General features: G+C 72.3%; 17 protein-coding genes. 8 read left to right on the forward strand and 9 right to left on the reverse strand.

Annotated elements, in window-relative coordinates; translation table 11 throughout:
• Positions 1-7: 7 nt before the first annotated feature.
• From BIV28_RS09495 to BIV28_RS09505, 3 genes are all read left to right on the forward strand, one after another.
• On the forward strand, positions 8-577 hold the full coding sequence (locus tag BIV28_RS09495) for a DinB family protein (protein ID WP_076261293.1): 570 nt from the start codon (positions 8-10) through the stop codon (positions 575-577).
• Positions 574-1656 (forward strand): Gfo/Idh/MocA family protein, encoded by a 1083-nt coding sequence (locus BIV28_RS09500; RefSeq protein WP_076261295.1) that lies wholly within the window; start codon positions 574-576, stop codon positions 1654-1656. Before BIV28_RS09495 ends, BIV28_RS09500 begins: the two co-directional genes overlap by 4 nt.
• An 85-nt stretch (positions 1657-1741) precedes the next feature.
• The gene (locus tag BIV28_RS09505) at positions 1742-2143 is read left to right on the forward strand and encodes a DUF2500 domain-containing protein (protein ID WP_207555882.1); all 402 of its coding nucleotides are present in this window, start codon (positions 1742-1744) and stop codon (positions 2141-2143) included.
• 3 nt (positions 2144-2146) lie between these two features.
• Here the strand turns inward: BIV28_RS09505 and zwf are convergent, their stop codons facing one another.
• On the reverse strand, positions 2147-3580 hold the full coding sequence (gene zwf, locus BIV28_RS09510) for a glucose-6-phosphate dehydrogenase (RefSeq protein ID WP_076261297.1): 1434 nt from the start codon (positions 3578-3580) through the stop codon (positions 2147-2149).
• A 97-nt stretch (positions 3581-3677) separates the two neighbouring features.
• Between zwf and BIV28_RS09515 the strand changes: the two genes are divergently transcribed.
• On the forward strand, positions 3678-3941 hold the full coding sequence (locus BIV28_RS09515) for a GlsB/YeaQ/YmgE family stress response membrane protein (RefSeq protein WP_076261298.1): 264 nt from the start codon (positions 3678-3680) through the stop codon (positions 3939-3941).
• A 21-nt stretch (positions 3942-3962) separates the two neighbouring features.
• Here the strand turns inward: BIV28_RS09515 and BIV28_RS09520 are convergent, their stop codons facing one another.
• The 3 genes from BIV28_RS09520 to BIV28_RS09530 form a co-directional block, all read right to left on the reverse strand.
• Positions 3963-5633 carry an ABC-F family ATP-binding cassette domain-containing protein gene (locus BIV28_RS09520; protein WP_242652874.1) on the reverse strand — a complete coding sequence of 557 codons (1671 nt, stop codon included), beginning with the start codon at positions 5631-5633 and terminating at the stop codon, positions 3963-3965.
• Positions 5634-5788: 155 nt separating this feature from the next.
• A complete protein-coding gene (locus tag BIV28_RS09525) occupies positions 5789-6520 on the reverse strand; it encodes a response regulator (protein ID WP_207555883.1) in 732 nt (243 codons plus the stop codon).
• Entirely contained in the window at positions 6508-7779 is a 1272-nt protein-coding gene (locus tag BIV28_RS09530; RefSeq protein WP_207555884.1) for a sensor histidine kinase, read from the reverse strand. Before BIV28_RS09530 ends, BIV28_RS09525 begins: the two co-directional genes overlap by 13 nt.
• Before the next feature lie 178 nt (positions 7780-7957).
• On the opposite strand from BIV28_RS09530, the gene BIV28_RS09535 reads away from it, so the two are divergent.
• The 4 genes from BIV28_RS09535 to serS all read left to right on the forward strand — a co-directional run bounded on the left by BIV28_RS09535 (position 7958) and on the right by serS (position 11837).
• Positions 7958-8857 carry an ABC transporter ATP-binding protein gene (locus BIV28_RS09535; protein WP_076261301.1) on the forward strand — a complete coding sequence of 300 codons (900 nt, stop codon included), beginning with the start codon at positions 7958-7960 and terminating at the stop codon, positions 8855-8857.
• Positions 8854-9711: an ABC transporter permease gene (locus tag BIV28_RS09540; RefSeq protein ID WP_076261303.1), complete on the forward strand. Its 858-nt coding sequence runs from the start codon at positions 8854-8856 to the stop codon at positions 9709-9711. Before BIV28_RS09535 ends, BIV28_RS09540 begins: the two co-directional genes overlap by 4 nt.
• A gap of 191 nt (positions 9712-9902) precedes the next feature.
• Positions 9903-10454 carry a hypothetical protein gene (locus tag BIV28_RS09545; protein WP_207555885.1) on the forward strand — a complete coding sequence of 184 codons (552 nt, stop codon included), beginning with the start codon at positions 9903-9905 and terminating at the stop codon, positions 10452-10454.
• Positions 10455-10511: 57 nt separating this feature from the next.
• Positions 10512-11837 carry a serine--tRNA ligase gene (serS, locus tag BIV28_RS09550; protein WP_076261306.1) on the forward strand — a complete coding sequence of 442 codons (1326 nt, stop codon included), beginning with the start codon at positions 10512-10514 and terminating at the stop codon, positions 11835-11837.
• 74 nt (positions 11838-11911) lie between these two features.
• On the opposite strand, the gene BIV28_RS09555 is transcribed toward serS, so the two are convergent.
• The 5 genes from BIV28_RS09555 to BIV28_RS09575 all read right to left on the reverse strand — a co-directional run bounded on the left by BIV28_RS09555 (position 11912) and on the right by BIV28_RS09575 (position 16146).
• Positions 11912-12652, reverse strand: coding sequence for a GntR family transcriptional regulator (locus BIV28_RS09555; protein ID WP_076261307.1), 741 nt, complete (start codon positions 12650-12652; stop codon positions 11912-11914).
• Positions 12653-12736: 84 nt separating this feature from the next.
• Complete coding sequence (locus tag BIV28_RS09560) at positions 12737-13150, reverse strand: universal stress protein (RefSeq protein WP_083707200.1); 414 nt, start codon at positions 13148-13150, stop codon at positions 12737-12739.
• A gap of 17 nt (positions 13151-13167) precedes the next feature.
• Entirely contained in the window at positions 13168-13983 is an 816-nt protein-coding gene (locus tag BIV28_RS09565; RefSeq protein WP_076261310.1) for an ATP-binding cassette domain-containing protein, read from the reverse strand.
• Between the two features lies 1 nt (position 13984).
• Complete coding sequence (locus tag BIV28_RS09570) at positions 13985-15055, reverse strand: ABC transporter permease (RefSeq protein ID WP_076261312.1); 1071 nt, start codon at positions 15053-15055, stop codon at positions 13985-13987.
• 95 nt (positions 15056-15150) lie between these two features.
• A complete protein-coding gene (locus tag BIV28_RS09575; RefSeq protein ID WP_076261313.1) occupies positions 15151-16146 on the reverse strand; it encodes a substrate-binding domain-containing protein in 996 nt (331 codons plus the stop codon).
• Positions 16147-16456: the final 310 nt, after the last annotated feature.

The raw sequence follows: 16456 nt of genomic DNA on the forward strand, positions 1-16456 counted from the left end.
GGCCCGCATGAGCGAGCCGACGGGCCCCGGGCCCCTGCGCGTCGAGGATCCCGGTCCCGCCACCCCCGACACCGCCGACTGGACCTGGGTGCTGCGCCAGCCGTGCCCCGACTGCGGCTTCGACCCCTCGCGGCTCGAGCCCACGGCCGTGCCGGCACTGCTGCGCGACGCGTCGGCCCGGTACGTGTCGGCGCTCGCGCGCCCGCAGGCGCAGACGCGTCCGCGCGAGGGCGTCTGGTCGCCCGTCGAGTACGCGTGCCACGTGCGCGACGTCTGCGACGTCATGCGCGGCCGGCTCGAGCAGATCCTTGCCGGTGGCGGCGAGGTGGTCCGGTTCACCGACTGGGACCAGGACGCGACCGCCCTGGAGAAGCAGTACTGGCGCGCCGACCCCGAGGTGCTGCGTGAGGAGCTGCGCACCGCCTTCGAGGCCGCGGCCGCCGGCTACGAGCGCCCGGACGGCGACGAGTGGGGCTGGCCCGCCGTGCGCAGCAACGGCTCGGAGTTCACGGCCGGCACGCTCGCCGTCTACTTCGCCCACGACATCCGCCACCACCTCTGGGACGTGAACGCATGACGCTGCCGATCGACGTGCCGCTCGCCCTCCCCGACGCCCGCACCCCCGACCCGCACGACGCCCCCGCCATCCGCTGGGGCGTCCTCGCGCCCGGCGGCATCGCGCACGCCTTCGCCGAGGCCGTCGCGGTCGGCACCGCCTCGGAGGTCGTCGCCGTCGGCTCGCGCAGCCACGCCCGGGCCCGGGACTTCGCCGACGAGTACGGCATCGGCCGTGCGTACGGCAGCTACGAGGACCTCGTCGCCGACCCCGACGTCGACGCCGTCTACGTCGCCTCGCCGCACTCCGAGCACCGGGCCCACGCCCTGCTCGCCGTCGAGGCCGGCAAGCCCGTCCTCGTCGAGAAGGCCTTCACCCGCAGCGCCGCCGAGGCGCGCGAGGTGCTCGACGCCGCGGCCCGGCGCGACCTGCTCGTCGTCGAGGCGATGTGGAGCCGCTTCCTGCCGCACTACGACGTCGTGCGCCACGTCGTCGAGTCCGGTCTCATCGGCGAGGTCGTCGCCGTCTTCGCCGACCACGGGCAGCGGCTCTACCCGGACGGCCCCGAGCGCCTCTCGCAGCCCGAGCTCGCCGGCGGTGCGCTGCTCGACCTCGGCGTCTACCCCGTGTCGTTCGCCGACGTCGTGCTCGGCGGCGCCCAGCCTCTCGCGTCCGTCGCGTCCGTCGCGTCCGTCAAGGCGTCGGGCACGCTCACCGACCTCGGCGTCGACGCCACGAGCACCGTCTCCGTGACCAACGCCGCCGGCGCGCACGGCGTCCTGTCGTGCACCATGGCCGGAGTCACGCCGTGCACCGCCGTCGTCGCCGGCACCAACGCGCGGCTCGAGCTGTCCGGCGCGTTCTACGGCGCCGGTTCGACGCTGCGCCTCGTCGGCCGCGACAACGAGGTGCTCGACGAGCGTCCGGGCGGGCTGCCCGAGGACGTGCGCGGGTTCTCCTACGAGGCAGCCGAGTTCGCTCGTTGCCTCGTCGCCGGCGAGACCGAGTCGCCCCTCATGACGCACGCCGCGACGCTGCGGGTCATGGAGACGATGGACGAGGTGCGCCGCCAGGTCGGGGTCGTCTACCCGGGGGAGTGAACGTCGAGGGTTCGCGAATGCAACCCACCGGGCCTGCCGAGCAGTCATACTGCGGACCGCACATGCTCGAGACACAGGGGTCCGCATGCTCACCGACGACTTCGTCCCGTTCGACCCGGCCATGACCGGCCCGCCGACCGGGTTCTTCCTCTTCTTCGGCCTCGTCGCGGCGCTCGTCGTCGCCGGCATCGGTTACACGCTCGTCAAGGGGATCTCGCAGTGGCGGGCCGACGAGGCGTCGCCATTGCGCAGCGTCGACGCACTCGTCGTGTCGCGTCGCACCGACGTGCGCCGGCACACGCGCACGGACGCGCGAGCCACCTCGACGTCCACGTACTACGTGACGTTCGAGGAGGACTCGGGGCAGCGGCGCGAGCTGCAGGTCAGCGGCTCCGAGTACGGCCAGCTGGCCGAGGGCGACCGGGGCCACCTCATCCACCAGGGCAGCCGCTACAAGGGCTTCACCCGCGCCGCCGTCCGCGACTGAGCGTCAGGCTCCGAAGTCGTTCGGGTCGCGCCAGGGCCGCTCGAACGGCAGCCGCCACGTGAACGGCGCGACGAGCTGGTGGATCTGGTTGGGCCCCCACGTGCCCGCCTGGTAGGGCCGCACCGTCGGCGGGTTGTCGAGCAGCGGCTGGCTCACCTCCCAGAGCCGCTCGATGCCCTCGGCCGAGGTGAACAGGGTGCGGTCGCCGCGGGCCGCGTCGTAGATGAGCCGCTCGTAGGCCTCGAGCACCGAGCCGGCCCAGTGGGTCTCCTGCACCGAGAACTGCATCGACAGCTTGTCGAGCTTCATGCCCGGGCCGGGGCGCTTGCCGTAGAACGACAACGACATCCGCGACTTGTCCGCGAGGTCGAAGGTCAGGTGGTCCGGGCCGTTGTCGCCGACGCCGGAGCCGGCCGGGAACATCGAGCGCGGCGGCTCCTTGAAGGCGATGGAGATGATGCGCGAGCCCTCGGCGAGGCGCTTGCCGGTGCGCAGGAAGAACGGCACGCCGGCCCAGCGCCAGTTGTCGACGAAGCACTTGAGCGCGACGAACGTCTCGGTGTCGCTGTCGGCCCGGACGCCGGGCTCGTCGCGGTAGCCGACGTACTGGCCGCGGACGACGTCGTGCGGGTCGATGAGCGCCATCGACCGGAAGACCTTGTTCTTCTCCTCGCTGATGGCGTGCGGCTCGAGCGAGGTCGGCGGCTCCATCGCCGTGAACGCGAGCACCTGGAACAGGTGGGTCACGACCATGTCGCGGTAGGCGCCGGTGCCCTCGTAGAAGTCGGCGCGCTGGGACAGGCCGAGCGTCTCGGGCACGTCGATCTGGATGTGGTCGATGTGGTTGCGGTGCCAGATCGGCTCGAAGAGGCCGTTGGCGAACCGGAAGGCGAGGATGTTCTGGGCCGCCTCCTTGCCGAGGAAGTGGTCGATGCGGAAGATCTGCTCCTCGGCGAACACCTCGTGCAGCTCGGCGTTGAGGGCGCGGGCGCTCGCGAGGTCGGTGCCGAACGGCTTCTCCATGATGATCCGGCTGCGCTCGACGAGCTTGGCCTCCTCGAGCTGCCGCACGACGGCCAGCGCCGCCTTCGGGGGCACCGACAGGTAGTGCAACCGCCACGCGTCCGGCCCGAGGATCTCCTCGGACTCCTCGACGGCGGCCCGGATCCCTTGTGGGCCGGCCGAACCCGGAACCCAGTGGATGCGGTCGGCGAACTCGCGCAGGTCGTCGTCGGTGACGTCGTGGCTCGAGTGCTCGCGGATCGAGGTGAAGACGAGGTCGAGGAACTCGTCGCGGGAGAGGTCGTCGAGGCTGGTGGCGACGACGCGCAGGCCCTCGAGCAGCTGCGTCTCGTGCAGGTGGAGCATGCCGGGGAGCAGCTTGCGCTTGGCGAGGTCCCCGGTGGCGCCGAACAGGACGACCGTGGTGGCGGGCATGTCCTCAGCGTGGCGCAAATCCGGCCCCAGCGGGAGGGGACGGGGCGGGTGCCGCGAACCGGGGGCGCCCGAGGAGGCGGGGGCCTACCCTCGAACCATGCTCATCATCGCCATCATCCTCTTCGGAATGCTGGTCGGCGCAGCGGCGCAGCTCATCCTCGGCAAGGGCTCCACGGGCATCGACTGGACGATGGCAATCGTGGCCGGCCTCGTCGGCTCGTTCGTCGGCGGCCTGCTCGCGAGCCTCCTGTCGGGCGACGGGCTCGAGCTGCGCCCGAGCGGCATCATCGGCTCCGTCGTCGGCGCCCTCGTCGTGACCGCGGCCTGGCGCTGGAGCCGGGGCCGCAGCGTCACCCGCTGACGACCCCGGCGCGCCCGGCGGCTACAGCGCCTCGACGCGGACGCGCCCGGCCCTGACGACCCAGCGGTGCGTCAGCCCCAGGCCGTCGAGCAACGCCTCGTCGTGGCTGACGACGAGCACGGTGCCGCTGAAGGCCGCCACGGCGCCCTCGAGCTGCTCGATGGCCGCGACGTCGAGGTGGTTGGTCGGCTCGTCGAGCACGAGGACGTTGACCTCGCGGCCCTGGAACAGGGCCATGAGGGCGCGGGTCCGCTCACCCATCGACAGGCTCCGTGCCGGGCGGCCCACGTGCTCGGCCCCGAGGCCGAACTTCGCCAGCAGCGTCCGCACCTCGCCGACCGGCCGGTCCGACCCGGTCCGCGGGTGCGGCCCGAGCTCGCGGCGCACGACGTCGAGCACCGTGGCGTCGGTGTCGAGGAGCTGGCGGCGCTGGTCGAGCACGCCGACGGACACGCGGGTGCCGAGCGTCTGGCGCCCTGACGTCAGCGGGAGGTCGCCGAGGAGCGCGCCGAGCAGCGTCGTCTTGCCGCTGCCGTTGTCGCCGACGAGGGCCACGCGGTCGCCGCGGCCGAGCGTCAGCGACACCGGCCCGAGCCGGAACCCGTGCCGCTCGACGACCGCGTCGGACAGCGTCGCGACGACGTCGGCCGACGGCCGCCCCTCGGTGATCGAGTAGCGCAGCTGCCACTCCTTGCGCGGTTGGTCGACGACCGTGAGCCGGTCGGCCGCCCGCTCGAGACGCGCCCCCTTGGCGGCCTGCCGGTCGGCGCGGGCGCGGTGCTTCTCGCGGATGTGCTTGTCCGGCTCCTTCGTCGCCTTCGGGCCGGTGCGGCCCTTGACCGCCCAGTCGGCGCGCTGCCGGGCCTGGCCGAGGAGGGCGTCGCGGTCGGACGCGTACTCCTCGTAGGCGTCCCACGCCTGCGACCGGGCGAGCGCGCGCTGCTCGACGAAGTCGCTGTACGTGCCGGTGTAGTGGCCGATCCGCTGCTGCGGCAGGTCGAGCTCGACGACGCTCGTCGTGACGCGGTCGAGGAAGGCGCGGTCGTGGCTCGCGACGAGCACCGGCCCGTCGTGCGACCGGACGAACTCGGCCATGAGGTCGAGGCCGCGCGCGTCGAGGTCGTTGGTCGGCTCGTCGAGCAGCAGCACGTCGTACTGGCTGAGCAGCACGGCGACGAGGCTGGCCCGCGCCGCCTGCCCGCCCGAGAGCGTGCCGAGCGGACGCGACGCGTCGACGTCGAGGCCGACGCGCGCCGACACCTCGGGCAGGCGCTCCTCGAGGTCGGCGGCACCGAGTGCGAGCCACCGCTCGAGGGCGAGCGCGTACCGGTCCTCGGCGCCGGGGGCGCCCTCGGCCAGGGCGGCCGACGCCGCCTCGAGCTCGACGTCGGCAGCACCGACGCCGGTGCGGCGCCGCGCGTAGGCGAGCAGCGACTCCTGGGAGTCGGGGAGAACCTGCGGCAGCCAGGCGATCGTCGCGTCGGCGGGGGCGACGCGGACCGAGCCGCCCTCGATCGGCAGCTCGCCGACGAGGGTGCGCATCAGCGTCGACTTGCCGGAGCCGTTGGGCCCGACGACGGCGACGACCTCGCCGCCGGTGAGCGTCAGGTCGAGGCCCGAGAAGAGGACGCGGGCGCCGAAGGCGACGTCGAGGCCGGAGACGGTGAGGGTGGTGGACGGCATGGAAGACATGAGCGAGGTCCTTGACGGTCGGCAGGGCCCCGCCGGGGACGGACGCGTCAGGCGTCGGACGTCAGCCGGGCGGGCGGGCTCGAGGCATCAGGAGATCCACACGGGACGAGACCCTAGGGGCGCCGGCGCGCGGCGTCCATCCATTTTCCCGCCGGTCAGACGAGCCCGGCCTCGTGCACCGTGATCGCGACCTGGACGCGGTTGAGGCCGCCGAGCTTCTCGAGCACCTTCGACACGTGCGCCTTGACCGTGGGTACCGACAGGTACAGCTCGCGCGAGATCTCGGCGTTCGACAGCCCGCGACCCACCGCGACGGCCACCTCGCGCTCGCGGTCGGTCAGGAGGGCAAGCCGTCCCAGCGCGGCTGTGCGGCGGGCCTCGCCGGCGTCGGGGTCCGGGTCGGCCGCGACGCGGGCCATGAGCGCCGCCGCGACGCTCGGGGACAGGATCGGCTCGCCGGCCGCGACGAGCCGGACCGCCTCGACGAGCCGACGCGGCTCGGTGTCCTTGAGCAGGAAGCCGCTGGCGCCCGCGCGCAGCGCCTGCACGACCATGTCGTCGGCGTCGAACGTCGTCAGCACGATGACGCGCGGGGCGGCGCCGGCGCCGGTGGCGGCGGCGGCATCTGCGGTGTCGAGGAGGCGGCGGGTCGTCTCGAGCCCGTCGCGGCGCGGCATCCGGATGTCCATGAGGACGACGTCGGGGCGGTGCTCGCGCACGACGGCCTCGCCGTCGATGCCGTCGCCGGCCTCGGCCACGACCTCGACGTCGGGTGCGCCGCCGAGGATCATCCGCAGCCCGGCCCGCACGAGCGCGTCGTCGTCGACGATGACGACGCGGGTCGCCGCATCCTGCCCCGAGCTCTCGACCCCCGTCACGACGCCCACGGTAGCCGGGCCGCGACGACGAAGTCCCCCCGCCGGTCGGGGCCGTAGGTCAGCTCTCCGCCGGAGAGCACGGCGCGCTCGGTGAGCCCGAGGAGCCCCAGGCCGCTGCCGGTCACTCCGGCCGCGGACCCGTCACCGCCGGCCGGGGCGCCGACCGTGGCCCCGGCCGGGGTGCGGACGGTGACGTCGACCCGCCCCGCCCCCTCGGCGGTGGCCACGACCGCGAGGGTCACCGTGGCGCGTCGGCCCGGGGCGTGCTTGCGGGCGTTCGTCAGGCTCTCCTGGACGATCCGGTAGGCGTTGCGCGACACCCGGTCCGGGACCGCCGCGGCGTTGCCGGACTGCTCGAGCACGACGTCGGTCCCGGCGGCCCGCGCCTCGGCGACGAGCTCCTCGACGTCGTGGAGCGTCGGCTGCGGCCGCTCCGGCACCGACGCGTCCGGAACCTTCTGCGCGTCAGGAGAACCCGCTGCGTCGGGCCTGCTCGGCAGTGGCACGTCGCGGAGCACGCCGAGCACGTCGCGCAGCTCGGACAGCGCCTGGTTGGCGCTCGAGCGGATGACCTCCGCCGTGGCGGTGACCTCCTCGCGGCTCAGGTCGTCGCGGTAGGCCAGGGCGCCGGAGTGCATGGCCACCAGGGAGATCCGGTGGGCGAGCACGTCGTGCATCTCGCGGGCGATGCGCGTGCGCTCGGCGACGCGGGCCTGGGCGACGCGCATCGCCTGCTCGCGCTCGGCCGTGAGGGCGCGCTCGTGCAGCGCGGCGACGAAGGCCCGGCGCTCGCCGATGGCCCACCCGCTCGCGAGGCTGGCCGCCAGGATGAGCACCGAGATGACGATCCCCGACACGCTGGCCGCCGAGTCCTCGGTGGGGTAGAGCAGCGCGTTGACGAACCCGGCCCCGAGGAAGGGCACCGCCACCGCCGCGAGCTCGCGCCAGCGCCGACGCGTCGCCAGCGACACGAGCGCGAGGATGCTCGCGCCGACGGCGGCCATGGACACCGCCGACGCCAGCGCGGTGACCCACGCGACCGTCCGTGGGTACCGCCGCCGCCAGAGCAGCAGCACGGCACAGGCGAGGCCGACGGCGGCGTCGACGAGCAGCCAGTCCTTGCCGAGGGTCGGCTCGACGCCGCGGTGGTCGAGCTGGGCCTGGACCGAGCCCCACAGGGCCGCCCCGAAGAGCACGGCGACGGAGACGCGCCACACCTCGCCCCAGACGTGGCCGCGTCGGGTGCGGGCGATCCGGGGCAGTGGCACGGGGCCCAGCGTAGGCAGCGACCCGCGGCCCCCGCATCCGTCCGGGGTAGGGGTCGGGCAGGGGGCACCCCGAGGTCCGACCCTGACTCCGGTCAGGGTCGACTACGACCTGGGTAGGGGTCGGAATCAGGCTCATGACCGATGTGCGCGCCCCCGCCCGCACGTCAGGGTGGAGCCCATGATCACAGTCGAGCGACTCACCAAGCGGTACGGCCCGTTCACGGCCGTCGACGACATCTCGTTCGAGGTGAAGCCCGGTCTCGTCACCGGCTTCCTCGGACCGAACGGTGCCGGCAAGACGACGGCGATGCGCGTCATGTCCGGCCTCACCCCGGCCACCTCCGGCCGCGCCACCGTCCTCGGCAAGCCCTACGGCGCGCTGCCCAACCCCGGCCGCCACGTCGGCCTCCTCCTCGACGCCTCGGCCCAGCACGCCGGCCGCACCGGCCGCGAGGTGCTGACGCTCGGGGCGATCCTCATGGGCGTCGGCCGCGGCCGCGTCGACGAGATGATCGAGCTCGTCGGGCTCACCGAGAAGGAGTCCAACCGACGCGTGCGCAACTACTCGCTCGGCATGCGCCAGCGCCTCGGCATCGCCCACGCCCTCCTCGGCGACCCCGAGGTGCTCATCCTCGACGAGCCCGCCAACGGCCTCGACCCGGCCGGCATCCGCTGGATGCGCGACCTGCTCCGCGGCTACGCCAACGAGGGCGGCACCGTGCTGCTGTCCTCGCACCTGCTCAACGAGATCGAGCGCGTCGCCGACGAGATCGTCGTCATCGGCCACGGCAAGATCGTGGCGCACGGCACCAAGGACGACCTCCTCGCCGGCGCCGGCACCTACGCCCGCTCCACCGACGACGACGCCCTGCTCGCGGCGCTCGCCGCCGAGTCGGTCGTCGCGCACCGCACCCCCACCGGCGGCCTGCAGGTGGAGGCCGAGCCGCTCGCGGTCGGACGCGTCGCGGCCGCCCACCAGATCGTCCTGACCGAGCTGCGCGGTGGCGACAGCCGGGGTCTCGAGGAGATGTTCCTCGACCTCACGGCCGACGCCGCCCGAGAGGAGGTGGCGGCATGACCACCACGACCACGAGCACGACCAGCACGCCTGCCGCACAGGCGTCCCCGAAGCACACCGAGTCCGCCCTCCCGGCCCGCGCCACCGTGCCGGCCCGCATCAGCGGCGAGCGGCCCACGACCGGGGTGCCGTTCACGCGCCTCGTCCACGTCGAGCTGCGCAAGATGCTCGACACCCGCGCCGGCCGCTGGCTGCTCATCGGCATCGCGGCGATCATCGCGGTCGCCCTGACGATCATGTTCTTCAACAACGGCGGCCAGCACTCGTTCGGCGACTACCTCCAGGCCACGACGATGCCGATGGCGATCATCCTGCCGGTCGTCGGCATCCTCGCCGTCACCTCCGAGTGGAGCCAGCGCACCGGCCTCGTGACGTTCGGCCTCGAGCCGCGCCGCATCCGGGTCGCCTGGGCCAAGCTCGTCTCCGCCCTCGGCGTCGGGGTGGGCGCATTCGCGCTGGCCGTCGCGCTCGCCGGCATCGCGCACCAGGCCGCGATCACCTTCCGCGGCATCGACGCCGACTGGTCGATCGGCGGGCTGGTCCTGCTGGGGGCTGCGGGCTACGTGCTCCTCGGCGTGGCGCAGGGTGTCGGCTTCGGCATGCTCTTCAAGAACACGCCGGCCGCCATCGTCGTGTACTTCGTGCTGCCGACCGCCTGGTCGATCCTCGGTTCGATGGTCTCGTGGCTGCGCACGGCCTCGGAGTGGCTCGACATGAACCAGACGATGAACCCGCTCTTCCAGGGCTCGCTGACCGGCGAGCAGTGGACGCACCTCGGCGCGTCCGTCGCGCTCTGGGTCGTCCTGCCGCTCGCCGTCGGCATCTGGCGCCTGACCCGCTCCGAGGTCAAGTAGCACGACACCCAACCGTCGAAAGGCCACGTTCGGTGGCCTGATGACCGTCGAGTGGCCACCTTCCGGCGGGGGGAGGTGGCCACTCGACGTGTCGGGGGCAGCCACTCGTGGCCTCTCGACGGTTGGGCGAGCAGCCACTCGTGGCCTCTCGACGGTTGGGGTGGGTGGGTGCGGCGTCCTACAGTCGACGCGTGGGCCGGGCGGTGGTCAGTCGGTGGCGTCCCGTCGTGGGCGCGGTCCTCGGCGCGGCCGCCGTTGCCTCCCTGGTCGGCTGCACGTCCGCGGATCCGGGGCTGAGCGAGGCGACGCGTCCGGCGTCGGGCGCCGTCGTCGCGCCGGGGGTGACCTTCACCCCCGTCGACCCCGGCCCCCCGCCGACGATCACGGTGCCTCCGCGTCGGGCCGGCGAGGTGGCCCGCGTCGTCGTGACGCGCAGCGGCCCGGGCAAGGCCTTCCGCAACGTGCCGGGCGAGGCCGTCGCGGTGGGGCGGACCTACACGGTCGAGGTCGCCTGCGCCGCGGCCCGGCCGGGCACCGGCACGTCCGGCACGACCTATGCCATCTACGACGCCGCGCCGGGCACGTGGGGCCACGGCGAGCCGCTCTACTCGCGGCCGTTCGCGTGCGACGGCACGGTGCAGCGCACCGTCGACCTCGGGCTGCCGGCGGGCCCGGTGCAGATCGACGTGCGCGGCCTGCCCGCCGACGCCGTCGAGGCCTACGCCGTGATCAGCCCCGGGTGACGGGGCCGGCGCGAACTCGGTCGAGCGGCACGGGCGCGCGCCGTTAGGCTGGCCCGCGTGATCGACATCAAGCTCGTGCGCGACGAACCCGACCGGGTCCGCGCCTCGCAACAGGCCCGTGGAGAGGACCCGGGGATCGTGGACGCGATCCTCGCCGCCGACGAGCGCCGTCGATCCTCCCTCACCGACTTCGAGCGCCTCCGCGCCGAGCAGAAGACCGTCAGCAAGGCGGTCGGTGCGGCGATGGGCGCGTTCCAGAAGGCCAAGAAGGCCGGCGACGCCGACGCCGAGCACCTCGAGAAGAGGGCGCACGAGGCGCGCTCGCACGCCGCGACGCTGAGCGACCGCGTCAAGGGCCTCGAGGAGGAGGCCGACGCCGCGGGCGCCGAGCTCGACCGCCTGCTCCGACGCGTCGGCAACGTCATCGTCGACGGCGTGCCCACCGGCGGCGAGGACGACTACGTCGTGCTCGAGACCGTCGGCACCCCGCGCGACTTCGCGGCCGAGGGCTTCGAGCCGCTCGACCACCTCGCGCTCGGCGAGAAGCTCGGCGCCATCGACATGGAGCGCGGTGCCAAGGTCGGCGGCGCGCGGTTCTACTACCTGACCGGCGTCGGTGCCCAGCTCGAGCTCGCGCTGCTCAACATGGCGATCGCACACGCGACGGCCAACGGCTTCACGCCGATGATCACCCCGACGCTCGCGCGCACCGAGATCATGGCCGGCGCCGGCTTCATCGACGCGCACGACGAGGAGGTCTACAAGCTCAAGGACGACGAGCTGTACCTCACCGGCACCTCGGAGGTGGCGCTCGCGGGCTACCACGCCGACGAGATCATCGACCTCGCGAACGGTCCGAAGCGCTACGCCGGCTGGTCGGCCTGCTACCGACGCGAGGCCGGCTCGCACGGCAAGGACACCCGCGGCATCATCCGCGTGCACCAGTTCCACAAGGTCGAGATGTTCAGCTACTGCCGGCCCGAGGACGCCGAGGCCGAGCACCAGCGCCTCCTCGGCTGGGAGCGCGAGATGCTCGCCAAGATCGAGGTGCCCTACCGGATCATCGACACGGCTGCCGGCGACCTCGGCGGCCCGGCCGCGCGCAAGTTCGACTGCGAGGCCTGGGTGCCCACGCAGGGCAAGTACCGCGAGCTGACGTCGACGTCGAACTGCACCACGTACCAGGCGCGCCGGCTCAACACCCGCGAGCGCGACCCGAACGGCTCGGGCACCCGCGCCGTCGCGACGCTCAACGGCACGCTCGGCACGACGCGCTGGCTCGTCGCGATCCTCGAGAACCACCAGCAGCCCGACGGCTCGGTCGTCGTGCCCGAGGCCCTGCGCCCCTTCCTCGGCCTGGACGTCCTCAAGCCCCTCGCCTGACCGGCTCTCCCCCTCTGGTTCGAGGTGTTCCGCGACCGTATGCAGTCGCGGATCACCTCGAACCGCGTCGTTGGTCAGCGCTCGTCGAGCATGACCTCGATGCTGTAGTCCTCGGCGTGGTAGCAGTGGTCGCCGTACTCGACGGGGTCGCCGACCGCGTCGAAGGCGGTGCGCGACATCGTCAGCACCGGCTGCGAGGGCCGTAGGCCGAGGTGTCGCCGCTCGGACGCGGTCGGGGTGCGGGCGCCGATGCGCTGGTGGGCCACGACCGGCTTGCCGCCGCGGGCCCGGAGCAGCGCGTACAGACCGTCGCGCTCGAGCTCCTCGAGGGAGATGTCGGAGTAGCGCGGCGGAAGCCAGTTCTGCAGGATCGCGAGCGGCCGGTCGCCGTTGCTGCGCAGCCGCACGACGTGGAGCAGCGGGGTGTCGACGGGCAGTCCGAGGGCGGAGGCGGCGACGGCGTCCTCGACGACCTCGTGCTTGAGGACCTCGGTGCGCGGGTCGGCGCCGCCGTCACGCCGCAGGTCGTCGTAGAGGCTCGTCAGCTCGGCGCGCCGGTGGATCTGGCGCCCGGCGACGGTGGTGCCGAGGCCGCGGCGGCGCAGGAGCAGGCCCTGCGACACGAGCTCCTGGATGGCGCGGCGAACCGTCGGGCGCGAGAGCCCGAGCCGGTCCGCCATCGCCACCTCGTTCTCGAACGGGTCGCCGGGCTGGAGGTCGCCGCGGGAGATGGCCCCGCTCAGCTGCTGGGCCAGCTGGTGGTAGAGCGGAACCGGCGTCTCGCGGTCGATGCGGACGTCAACGGTCTTGGCCATGGCCGCAGACTAGCCAGTGCGCTCCCGCATGTTCGCAGGTGCTCACAACCTGACACCTCGGCGTGTCCCGAGGACGACGCGTCGTCACCGGGGTGCCTTGACGACCAGGACCGGCACCTCCGCGTCGAGGATGACGTTCTGCGCGACGCTGCCGAGGAACGCCTTGCCCATCGGCGAGCGACGCCGTGCGCCGATGACGAGCAGGTCGGGGCGCAGCTCGCGCGTCGCGCCGAGGATCGCCTCGGACACGTCTCCGATGTCGTGGCCGCCCGCGACGAGGTGGACGCGGACGTCCAGCGGGCCGACGCCCGCCGAGGCGAGGGCGCTCTCGACGGCGTCGGAGATGCCGGCCCGCGTCGCCTCGGCGACGTCGTTGTCGAGCGCGTCGACGACGTGGACGACGACGAGTCCCGTGCCCCGGTAGCCGGCCTGGCGGGCCGCCTCCTGGAGCACGAGGTCGCTGGAGGACCGCACCTGGTGTGCCACTGCGACAGTCATGGTGCTCTCCTCCCGGCTCAGCGCTGCAGCTCGTGCGACAGCTCGGTCAGCTCGTCGCCACCGGCCATCTGACGCGTCAGCTCGTCGAGCGTCACCTCCGAGCGCTTCTTGTCGAGCACCGCCTGTCCGAGCTTGAGGATGACGAAGTGGTTGCCGACGAGGTGCGCGTGGTGCGGGTTGTGGGTGATGAACACGACGCCGAGGCCGGCGTCGCGCGCGGCCGCCGTGTACTTGAGCACGACGCCGGACTGCTTGACGCCGAGGGCCGCCGTCGGCTCGTCGAGGATGAGGACGCGGGCGCCGAAGTACACGGCACGGGCGATGGCCACGCACTGGCGCTGGCCACCGGAGAGCGTGCCGATGGGCTGGTTGATGTCCTTGACGACGATCCCCATCTTGCGCAGCTCCTGGTCGGCGATCTCCCGCATCTCCTTGGCCCTGAGCGGTGCCAGCGGGAGCGAGGAGCTGGTGAGCTCGGCGCCGAGGAAGAAGTTGCGCCAGACCTCCATGAGGCCGACGACCGCGAGGTCCTGGTAGACGGTGGCGATGCCGTGGGCGAGGGAGTCGCGCGGGCTGGTGAAGCTGACCTCCTTGCCGTCGACCTTCATCGTGCCCTCGTTGTGCGGGTGCAGGCCGGAGATGATCTTGATCAGCGTCGACTTGCCGGCGCCGTTGTCGCCCAGGACGCAGGTGACCTCGCCGGCGTTGACGGTCAGGTTGATGCCCTTGAGCGCGCGGATCGCGCCGTAGGTCTTGCCGATGTCGATCATCTCGACGAGCGGCTCGCCCTTGTGCAGCTCCGGGTCGGCGTGGTCGTGCAGGGTGTCGGTCATGTCAACCCACCTTCCGGGCGGTCGAGAGTCGCTTGACGTAGAGGTTGACCATGACGGCGAGCAGGAGCATGACGCCGAGGAAGGCCTTGAACCAGTTCGGGTCCCAGCCGGCGTACACGATGCAGAGGCTCGTCATGCCGAAGATGAAGGCGCCGATGGCCACGCCGATCGCGTTGCCGTAGCCGCCGGTCAGCAGCGTGCCGCCGACGACCGCGGCGATGATGTAGAGGAACTCGTTGCCCACGCCGTTGCCGGCCTGCAGGGTGTTGAAGTTGTAGAGGTAGTGCATGCCGGCGAACCAGCCGAGGAAGGACACGGTCATGAAGAGGCCGATCTTGACCCGGGTGACCGGCACGCCGACCGCGCGAGCCGAGGCGGCGTTGCCGCCGACCGCGTAGATCCAGTTGCCGATCCGGGTGCGCTGCAGGACGTACGCGGACAGAGCGACGAAGAGGAACCACCAGATGACGGTGATCGACAGCGTCACCGAGCCGATCTGCCACTCGTTGGCGAAGATCCAGTTGAGCGAGCTGTACCCGGCCATCTGGTTGATGTTCGGGCTCGAGACCGACCCGGTGACGAGCTTGGTCACGCCGAGGTTGGCGCCCTGCAGCACGAAGAACGTGCCGAGCGTGATGAGGAAGCTCGGGATCCCGGTCCGCATGACGAGGTAGCCGTTGAGGAACCCGATCGCCAGGCAGAGCACGAGCGAGAGGATCGCGCCGACCCAGAGGTTGATGCCGAGCTGGTAGCAGAACATCGCGTTGAAGAGCCCGGCGGTGGTGACCACGACGCCGGCCGACAGGTCGAACTCGCCGCCGATCATCAGCATCCCGACCGCGACGGCGACGATGCCGATCGTCGAGGACTGGTAGAGGACGGTGAAGAACGAGGCCGGTGTGCGGAAGGCCGGCGCCACGATGAGGAAGAAGATGAAGATGACGACCGCCGCGACGAGGGCGCCGATCTCGGGACGGGCCAGCAGGCGGTTGGACCAGCCGAGGGTGACCCGGTTGGACGCCTCGGCCGGTGCCGAGGGTGAAGGGTCCGTCTTGACGGGGGTGCTACTCATGACAGCTCCAGTGCTGTTCGGCGGGGGCCGGGCTGCCTGGCCTGACGCGAGTCCGACTCGAGTCGGACGGGACGCGCCCGGCCCCCTGGAGGCGGTTATCGAGTGTTCTGCTTGATGAACGGGAGGACCTGGCCGATGTTCGTCTTGTCGACGAAGGACGGACCGGTCAGCACGGCCTGGCCGCCACCGAGGATGTTGCCGTTCTTCTTGTAGAGGTAGAGCTGCGTGATGGCCATGTAGCCCTGCAGGTACGGCTGCTGGTCGATGAACCACTCGATCTTGCCGTCCTGGACGGCCTGGGCCGCGTCGGGGTTGGTGTCGAACGTCCCGATCTTGACGGTGACGCCGGCGCCCTGGGCGGCCTTGATGGTGTCGAGGGCCTGCGGTGCACCGAGCGTGATGACCCAGTTGATCGTCTTGTCCTCGGTCAGCTTGGCCTGGATGGCCGTGGTGACCGCGGCGTCGTCGGCGCCGTTGACCTGCAGGTTCTCGGTGTTCGGGAAGGAGTCCTTGACGCCGGCGCAGCGGTCCTCGAGGGCCACCGAGCCGGTCTGCTGGATGGTGCAGAGGATCTTCGTGGCGCCGGCGGCGGCGGCCTTCTTGCCGGCCTGCTGCCCGCCGAGCTTCTCGTTGGAGGCGAAGTGCGTCAGCGCCCCGGCCTGCTGGAAGTAGTCGATGCCCGAGTTGAAGGTGTCGACGGGGATGCCGGCCGCGGTCGCCTTCTTGATCGTCGGGATGAGCGCGTCCGGCGTGACCAGGGTCGTGGCGATGCCATCGACCTTGGAGTCGATGGCGTTCTGGATGAGGACGGCCTGCTTGGTGGCGTCCGGGTCGGAGGAGTACTTCAGGGTGGACCCGGTGTCCTTCGCGGCCTGCTGCGCGCCGGCCTTGATGCGGTCCCAGAAGGTGTCGCCCGGCGTCTCGTGGGTGATCATCGCGAAGGTGTAGCCGCTGTTGCCGCCACCCCCGCCCCCACCGGTCGACGTGGTGCTGGGGGCTCCGCCGCTGCTGCAGGCGGCGAGGGCCAGGGACGCGGCTGCGGCGATGCCGACGGCGGTGGTCAAACTCTTTCGAGTCCGGGACGGGATCATCGTTGATTCCTTTCGTCGTGTCGCGGGCTCCGGTCGCCTGACTCGGCGCGACGTGAGGGTGACGGGTGCAGGCGGGGAGGCCGGTCCCCTCGGTCCGGCCCGTGGTGCACGAGATCCCCTGACGGGCTCGTGCGTCCTGGCTGCTGCTCGTCGGGCGGGGGGCTGTGCCGCGTCCCGCCGGTGCCTATTCAGATCTGGCTGTGTGCGTCCGGGTCGGACGTGGAGGGCGGCGTGGTGTCGCCTCGACCGTTGCGGGTCACCGTGGTGGCCTGCCGCATGCCCGGCTCCGCCGTCGTTGTCGGGGATGTCC

The organism is Intrasporangium flavum (assembly GCF_001956915.1).
GTDB classification, from domain to species: domain Bacteria; phylum Actinomycetota; class Actinomycetes; order Actinomycetales; family Dermatophilaceae; genus Monashia; species Monashia flava.